This is a genomic window from Mycobacterium pinniadriaticum, assembly GCF_026242045.1.
GTDB lineage: Bacteria > Actinomycetota > Actinomycetes > Mycobacteriales > Mycobacteriaceae > Mycobacterium > Mycobacterium pinniadriaticum.
The window spans coordinates 48,081-55,458 of the sequence record NZ_JAPJDO010000036.1 but is presented as its reverse complement, the minus strand read 5'-3'; the positions used below and the strand labels follow the sequence as shown (position 1 = coordinate 55,458).

General features: G+C 63.9%; 7 protein-coding genes and 1 tRNA gene. 3 read left to right on the top strand and 5 right to left on the bottom strand.

What is annotated here, in order from left to right:
• Positions 1-78: 78 nt before the first annotated feature.
• Positions 79-279: a hypothetical protein gene (locus ORI27_RS26795; protein ID WP_266000097.1), complete on the top strand. Its 201-nt coding sequence runs from the start codon at positions 79-81 to the stop codon at positions 277-279.
• 390 nt (positions 280-669) lie between these two features.
• Here the strand turns inward: ORI27_RS26795 and istB are convergent, their stop codons facing one another.
• The 4 genes from istB to ORI27_RS26775 form a co-directional block, all read right to left on the bottom strand.
• Positions 670-1,467 (bottom strand): IS21-like element helper ATPase IstB, encoded by a 798-nt coding sequence (gene istB / locus ORI27_RS26790; protein WP_266000098.1) that lies wholly within the window; start codon positions 1,465-1,467, stop codon positions 670-672.
• Positions 1,464-2,969 (bottom strand): IS21 family transposase, encoded by a 1,506-nt coding sequence (istA, locus tag ORI27_RS26785; protein ID WP_266000099.1) that lies wholly within the window; start codon positions 2,967-2,969, stop codon positions 1,464-1,466. Before istA ends, istB begins: the two co-directional genes overlap by 4 nt.
• A 135-nt stretch (positions 2,970-3,104) precedes the next feature.
• Positions 3,105-3,308, bottom strand: coding sequence for a hypothetical protein (locus ORI27_RS26780; protein ID WP_266000100.1), 204 nt, complete (start codon positions 3,306-3,308; stop codon positions 3,105-3,107).
• A 231-nt stretch (positions 3,309-3,539) separates the two neighbouring features.
• Positions 3,540-4,580 (bottom strand): Fic family protein, encoded by a 1,041-nt coding sequence (locus tag ORI27_RS26775; protein WP_266000101.1) that lies wholly within the window; start codon positions 4,578-4,580, stop codon positions 3,540-3,542.
• A 367-nt stretch (positions 4,581-4,947) separates the two neighbouring features.
• Here ORI27_RS26775 and ORI27_RS26770 point away from each other — a divergent pair, with 367 nt between their 5' ends.
• On the top strand, positions 4,948-5,142 hold the full coding sequence (locus ORI27_RS26770) for a hypothetical protein (RefSeq protein ID WP_266000102.1): 195 nt from the start codon (positions 4,948-4,950) through the stop codon (positions 5,140-5,142).
• Positions 5,143-5,194: 52 nt separating this feature from the next.
• Here ORI27_RS26770 and ORI27_RS26765 read toward each other — a convergent pair.
• Positions 5,195-5,268 (bottom strand) — tRNA-Gly (locus tag ORI27_RS26765).
• Between the two features lie 212 nt (positions 5,269-5,480).
• Here ORI27_RS26765 and ORI27_RS26760 point away from each other — a divergent pair.
• The gene (locus ORI27_RS26760) at positions 5,481-7,376 is read left to right on the top strand and encodes a glycoside hydrolase family 64 protein (RefSeq protein WP_266000103.1); all 1,896 of its coding nucleotides are present in this window, start codon (positions 5,481-5,483) and stop codon (positions 7,374-7,376) included.
• Positions 7,377-7,378: the final 2 nt, after the last annotated feature.

The following is a 7,378-nucleotide window of genomic DNA, read 5'->3' as shown; positions in this document are numbered from 1 at the left end:
TGACGACCGTCAGCAACATGTACAACACGTCAGGCCCGGACACATCCGATCGGACTCATACGTCAAGACGACGGCGGGTTGAGCGCCGGTCGTGATCTGACGGAGCTTCCTTGGTCGCCGGTGCTGGGCCAACTCGCCGCCGACCTCACCGGGATGAGGATGATGACTGCTGCCCAATGGATAGTTCGGGTCGTGATGTCGCTGGCGTACTGGCCCATCGGCAAGAGCGAAGTCGAACACCGAATCGTGCAACGGTTCGTCGCACCGGCATTCGACTGACGTGATGAGAGCGCACCAGCGCGGCATTTTGGCCTCGCCGCGCGGACGGGACCGCCCGCGCCGCGAGCGCCGTTAGCAGACGGGTGAAAGTCCTGCTCAACGTGGAGCCGATGACGGGAATCGAACCCGCGTATTCAGCTTGGGAAAAAGATTCGGGGTGTGCACGGGCGCCGCATCGATGTCACCAAAACCGTTGTGACCAGTAGATTCTGTGCATGGGTGTGTATTGGTGGGCATGGCTGTGAATCAGGTGTCGTGACAACGGCGTGACAACGAGAGGTGTCCCGATATCGGGACAATCACCGGTCGGCGACGGTCAGCCTGTCAACGGCCATGTAGAAGTCTCCGCTGGTGGCCAGGAAAAGTCCCCACTCCTGTGCGGGTGATTGGTTAACTCGGTTTGGCGGCTCCCTTCTTATGGTCGGCGTGGCGCATCCGGTAGGACTCGCCGGAGGTGACCACGATGGTGGCGTGGTGCAGCAGGCGGTCAAGGATGCTGGCGGCGGTGGTGTGTTCGGGCAGGAAACGTCCCCATTGCTCGAAGGGCCAGTGCGAGGCGATGGCCAGTGAGCGGCGTTCGTAACCGGCGGCGACCAGGCGGAACAGCAGTTGGGTGCCGGTGTCATCGAGGGGAGCGAAGCCGATTTCGTCGAGTATCACGACGTCGGCGCGAAGCAGGGTGTCGATGATCTTGCCGACGGTGTTGTCGGCAAGACCGCGATACAGGGTTTCGATGAGGTCCGCGGCGGTGAAGTAGCGGACCTTGAAGCCGGCCGCCACCGCGGCGTGGCCGCACCCGATGAGCAGATGACTTTTACCCGTGCCCGGCGGTCCAATGATGGCCATGTTCTGTTGTGCCCGAATCCATTCCAGGCTGGCCAGGTAGTCGAAGGTGGCTTGGGTGAGTGAGGAGCCTGCCACGTCGAACCCGTCGAGAGCCTTGGTCACCGGGAACGCGGCGGCCTTAAGTCGGTTGGCGGTGTTGGAGGCATCTCGTGACGCGATCTCAGCCTCCACCAGAGTGCGCAGCACTTCCTCTGGGGTCCAGCGCTGGGTCTTGGCCACCTGCAGCACCTCGGCGGCGTTGCGACGTACCGTGGCCAATTTCAACCGGCGCAGCGCGGCATCCAGATCGGCGGCCAGCGGCGGGACCGACGTCGGCGCCACCGGTTTCGTCGCGGCGGTCATGACGCGGTCCCATTGGTGGCACCGTCGGTGATCTTGTAGGCGTCCAGTGATCGGGTCGGGGCCGACGGGAGATCCACGACCAAGGCTTGGCCGGCGGGTCGCGGTTGCGGGGTGCCGGTGCCGGCGGCCAGGATCGAGCGCACGTCAGCGGCACGGAACCGCCGGAACGCCACCGCACGGCGCAGGGCATCGACCAACGCCTTCTCTCCGTGAGCCGCACCCAACCCGAGCAGCACATCGAGTTCAGTCCCCAGGCGAGTGTTACCGATCGCGGCCGCCCCCACCAGGAACTGCTCGGCCTCCTCACCCAGAGCGCAGAACTGTTTCTCCGCTTTGGTTTTCGGTCTCGGTCCGCGCGAGGGTGCCGGTCTGGGCCCGTCGTAGTGCTCATCGAGGATCGAGGTCTCCCCAGGGCCGCGCAGTTCGTGCTCGGCTACGATCACCCCCGTCGCCGGTTCCAGGATGATCAGGGCGCCGTGATCGACCACGACCGCCACCTGGGTGCCGATCAAACGGGTGGGCACCGAGTAGCGAGCCGAGCCGTAGCGGACACACGACAGACGATCGACCTTGCGACGCACCGATCCCGCACCGATCTCCAGGCGCAACGACGGCAACGTGTTGAGCACCTGGCGTTCTTCGGCCAGTCGCTGCTCGGGGATCGCGCAGATCTCCGAGTGCACCGCGGCGTTGACCTCCGCGCACCACGCGATGGCGGCCGCATTGGCGGCCTGCAGATCGACGGGTTCGCCGGTGACGGCGGCTTCGGTCAACAACGGGACCGCAAGGTCGGATTGTGAATAGCCGCAAAGGTTTTCCACCACACCCTTCGACTGCGGGTCCGATGCGTGACAAAAATCCGGGGCGAACCCATAGTGAGAGGCGAACCGCACGTAGTCGGGGGTGGGGACCACCACGTTAGCGACCACCCCGCCTTTGAGGCAGCCCATCCGATCAGCCAGCACCTTGGCCGGCACCCCGCCCACCTCGGCGAGCGCTGTGGCGACCATCGCCAGGGTGGTCGAGGCTTTCTGATCGGCGGCAAAGCGCACGAACCGCCACCGTGAATACGCCAGCACCGCGCAGAACAGAAACAACCCCGGTGCGGCTTCGGCCCAGTCCATCACCAGATACTCACCCGGGGTCCACACCGCCGGACGGCGACCACGATGATTCTCACTGCGCCACAACGCTTTCTGCTGTGCGACCAGACGACGGAAGTTCCGCGCCGAGCCCACATAGCCAGCGGCACGAGCGACCGGCAACAACCGCTTGGCCGAGATCCTGGCATTGGACTTCTCAACCCTGGTGGCCACCAGGTCGGCAACCGCGTCGAAATTGCGTGGGCGAGGCACCCGCGGCGGCGGGCCGCCGGCTTCCGCGCGTTCGACGACACGCTTGACCGTCTTGTGCGTGGTGCCACACAGCTCAGCGGCCCCACGATACGTGCCCACCTGGCGATAGACCGAAATGATGTTCATACGCTCCCTTGCAGACTTCAATAGAGCTCCCTGGGCGGTGTTCAGGTGACAGTTGGCGCTATCACCGTCACCGCCCAGGCCCACAGCTCCCGGAAATGACACGACGAACCCCTGCAAAGGAGTGGGGACTTCTACATGGCCACCAGCGGGGACTTCCTACTGGCCACCACTGGGGACTTTCTCATGGCCATGGACAGTCAGCCCGAGCCACAGCTCCAGATCCGGCAGCGTCAGCTCCCCGACGAGTACTGAGCCGTCGCCGGGCGACACTTTCAGCGTCCCGTTCGCCGACTGCCCGATCTGTAGGGCCCGGCGCAGAGCCACCCGCCAGGCATCTCGCCAGCCGCTGCCCGTCATCACGGCGCGCAGGCAACAACGGCACCCGCCTGGCCGGACGCCACCACATCGCCACGACGCGGAGCTAACGCCCGGCGTCGAATATCCACAAGCTCCACAGCCCGCATTCTGCGCCCACTGGACCTCTGCTCGGAGAATCCACTCCTGTGTTTTTCCAGGATCGGTGCGGCAAGTTCACCATCGGGAGCGGGGGCTCAGGGTAGAACCGGCACTACGAGGCCCGACAGCATCTCATCAGGAGCGGTTGAGAATGGCCCGGATCCGATCACAAACGTACACACGACCGTATTGCTGACCCGTTGACTCCCGGAGAACTCCAAGTCGAACTAGCGTTTCGATGGCATTGCTCGCCGGTGGATATGTCACGTGATGCAACTCTGCAGCACGAGAAATTGTGATCACCGGATAGCCGAGCAGACTCTCAGCGATGTTGTTAACGACCCCACGAGCACGGATGTCGGCCAGGCGTTGTCGGAGTTCAAGTTGGAATTCGAGCAGCTCTTCGATACGCGCCACGCCATCTTCGGCCTGGTGGTGGACGGCCTCGCAGAAGAACGCGACCCAGGGATCAAAGTCTCCCGTCCTGCTAATCGCCAACAACGCGTCCTTGTATTCGTCCTTACGCTGTTCCAGCCACTGCGAGATGTTGAGGACCGGGTAGGTCAAGGCCCCTGCAGTGACCAGTTGCAAAGCGATGATTAGTCGGCCAAGACGACCGTTCCCATCAGAGAAGGGATGAAGCGTCTCGAACTGATAGTGAGCCATCGCGATCTTGACAAGCAGAGGCAAGTCGTCTTCCCGGTGAATCCACTTCTCCCACGCGGATACACCCAGAGCTAGCTCATCGCCCGCTGGTGGGGGTACGAAACGAGCGGCCTCGATGCCGAGGCTGCGCTCGCCGATATAGACGTTCGTTTCACGCAACCGACCGCTGTCGTAGCTATCGCCACGTGTACCCCTCACGAGGATCTTCTGAAGGGGAGCTATCACGTTGAGACAGATCGGCTTTCGTTCTATGTACCGCAAGCCCTTTTCTGCGGCGCGAACGTAGTTGAGGACCTCTCTAACCTCGGCCCTTCGGTTCGCCTCGTCTACGTAGTCCGCTTCTAGCAGCTCATCCAGTGTTGCGTAGGTCCCTTCAAGAGCCGATGTGCTCTGAGCTTCTCGGCGCAGCGCTGGGCGAACCAGAAGGCTTGGGTCCGGAAGTCGTTTGACGGCGAAGTCGAGTCGGCCTACCGACATGCTCGCGTCGCTCGCGATCTTGTGGGTCGCCATCGAGAGCCGAACGTTATCGGGTAGTGGGTCCGGTACGAAGGCCACATGCGTGTAGTCGCGCCCGAGGTAGGCATCGTGGCCAGAGATGGGTACGAGTCGACCCACTGGCGACCTCTGGAATACATCTACCTGCACTTTTATACCTTTCGCGCGCAAACTATAGCGCTCCTCCGGACTTCTATAGGATCACTCAAGACGACCGCTTAGATTTATAGTAAATCCCCGTTTCCTATAATTCCATCGCTGAAATTTATAGTCACGACTAGGCACGGCGGTCCGCGCGAGAGGTATCACTCCCAGCGCACACGCCACGCACTCAAAGGCGTACGCAGGAAAATCAGCAGTCCGTGCCGACTGCCTGTGTGGGGTGGGGGGAGGGGGTCTGGGCATCCTGATCGAGTGCGCGTTCCACATCGCCACGGTCGCGGTGATCGCCGCCTGGATCGGCCACAAGGACGCGACGTTGACGATGCGGCTCTACGCACACAGCCAGGACGATGCGCTGAAGCTGGCCGGTGCCGTTCTCGACCGTCCGTTCGACGCGAGTCGTGACAACGGGTGACATCGGGGAGCTGATCGAACACCGTTCGAAAGGTGTTGTCGCAGGTGAGACGTGGAGCCGATGACGGGAATCGAACCCGCGTATTCAGCTTGGGAAGCTGATGTTCTGCCATTGAACTACATCGGCGGTGGACACAGACGTTAGCACCCTGCGCAACCGGCGGAAGCGACTGTACGCGCGCAGGGCGAGCAGCAAACCGACAATCGGGCCAAGCCCGGCCTTCGCGCCACCCGAATCCAACGGCCCGATGAAGGTTCGGAATCAGCTGCCCAATGCGCTCACCAGCAAACGGTTTCCAGCGTACTGTGACGACATCTAGCCACGGCGAACGGAATCAGATGAAGTGGGCCGCGCACCTCGGGTGGGTCGGAGCATTGGCGGTGGCCGGCGGTATCGGTGCCGCCCTGCTGGCCAGCCCGGCCATCAGTTCTGCCGAGCTCTCCAGCGCCCACACGCCTAGCAAATCGTCGTCGGCACGAGACTCGAGCCCCGGCCGGCAAAGCGCGGGGGAGACCCGCAAGGCGACGGGTACCAGCGCCCGAGCTACCGGCCACACCAGGGCGGCCGCCACCGGAAACCGCATGGCCGGAGTGGTTCGGGCCAGGACGGTCACCGTCGCACTGCCGGCGGTGTCCGGCCCCGCCCGTGTGACCGTGCCCAAAGCGGCGGCCAGTCCCACCTCGCTGCGCTCGATCGGGCAATCCATCTGCGACTGGTTGCAGCGCACCTTCGACGCCGCGTCGCCGACATTCCCGGCGCAGACCCACTCCGAAGCACTCGACGCAGGCGAGACCAGCACCCCGTTCGCGCTCGGCGGCCTCGACACCGAAGGCCGGCACCTGGTCTACGGCATCCACGGCCAGGACAGCGGAATCGGCACGGCCGGAGGGACTCTCAGCATTTCCGGCAGCAATGCCACCTACACTCCACCGGGCAGCTGGGACGGCGCCACCCCGTATTCCGATACCTTCCAAGTCACCACCTCGGACCTCTGGAGCCCGCCACACATCCACGGCCTGTCCGGCCTGCTGAACCTGGTGACGTTCGGCTTGCTGGGCTCCAGCGGACACACCGCCACCGGCACACTCACCGTCGCCGTCGAGCCATACTCGGCGGGGACGTTCCCGGTCGACTTCGTCAACAACTCGCCGTATCAGAGCAACCAGCTCTACGTCTTCGCGATCGGCCAGACGTCCAAGAACCAGTGGGCCTGGGTCGACCAGAACGGCACCGCGCACGCGATCAACCATGACGACGCCAATGCACCGGGGCATCTGGTCAAGGACGGCGTCAACTACGCCAACATGTCCTACACCCTCGACGAGGCCGGGAACCTGCGGATCCCGCCCGAACTCCAGGGCGCCCGGATCTACGTCTCGGTGGACCAACCGCTCTACATCGCCATCAGCACAGACAACACCGGCTGGACCGTGCCGGACCCGGTCGGCGTCACCAACCCCAACTACGACACCGTCTACGACTGGTTCGAGCTCAGCTACGCATACGGGGCGGTGCCCTTCGGCGGCAACACCACCCAGGTCGACCAGTTCGGACTGCCGTTGAGCTTCACCGTCGTGCAGGCCTCCAGCGGATTCTCAGCGACCCGCGGCACCGCCGTCGGACGAGACCAGGTCTTCAGCACCTACCAGAGCTCGGTACCCGCGGAGTTCCAGCAGCTCGTCATCTCCGACACCCAGGGCAACCCGCTGCGGATCGCCTCGCCCCGCTCGACGCAACCCGGGGGTCTGGCCACCTACCTCGATGAACCGATCGACGCCTTCTGGACGAAGTACCGAACCGACACCTTCACCTTCACCTCCCCCGGTACCTACACGGTGACCGGGCAGGTCGACGCGGACAACCGGTTTGCCTACACCGTGACCGCCCTCAACCCCGCCGGTGTCTCGGGCAGCTACGTGATGGACAAGCCCACCACCGCACAGGTCTTCGCCGGCGACGGCCCGTTCGTCGGGACCCACGAGCAGGGCGCGTTCCTGGCCCAACTCGACGCCGCCTTCAACCGCGGGGTGGCAGCGTCGCCCGACCTGTGGGACGACGCCACGGCCTACTATCCCGCCGACGTGAAGTCCAACGCCTACGCGCAGGTTTTCCACGAACTCGGCCTCGACGGCAAGAACTACGGCTTCCCCTACGACGACGTGAACAACCAGAGTTCGGTGCTGATCCTCAACAATTCGCTGCCACCGGACGTGGTCACCATCGCGATCAACTGACG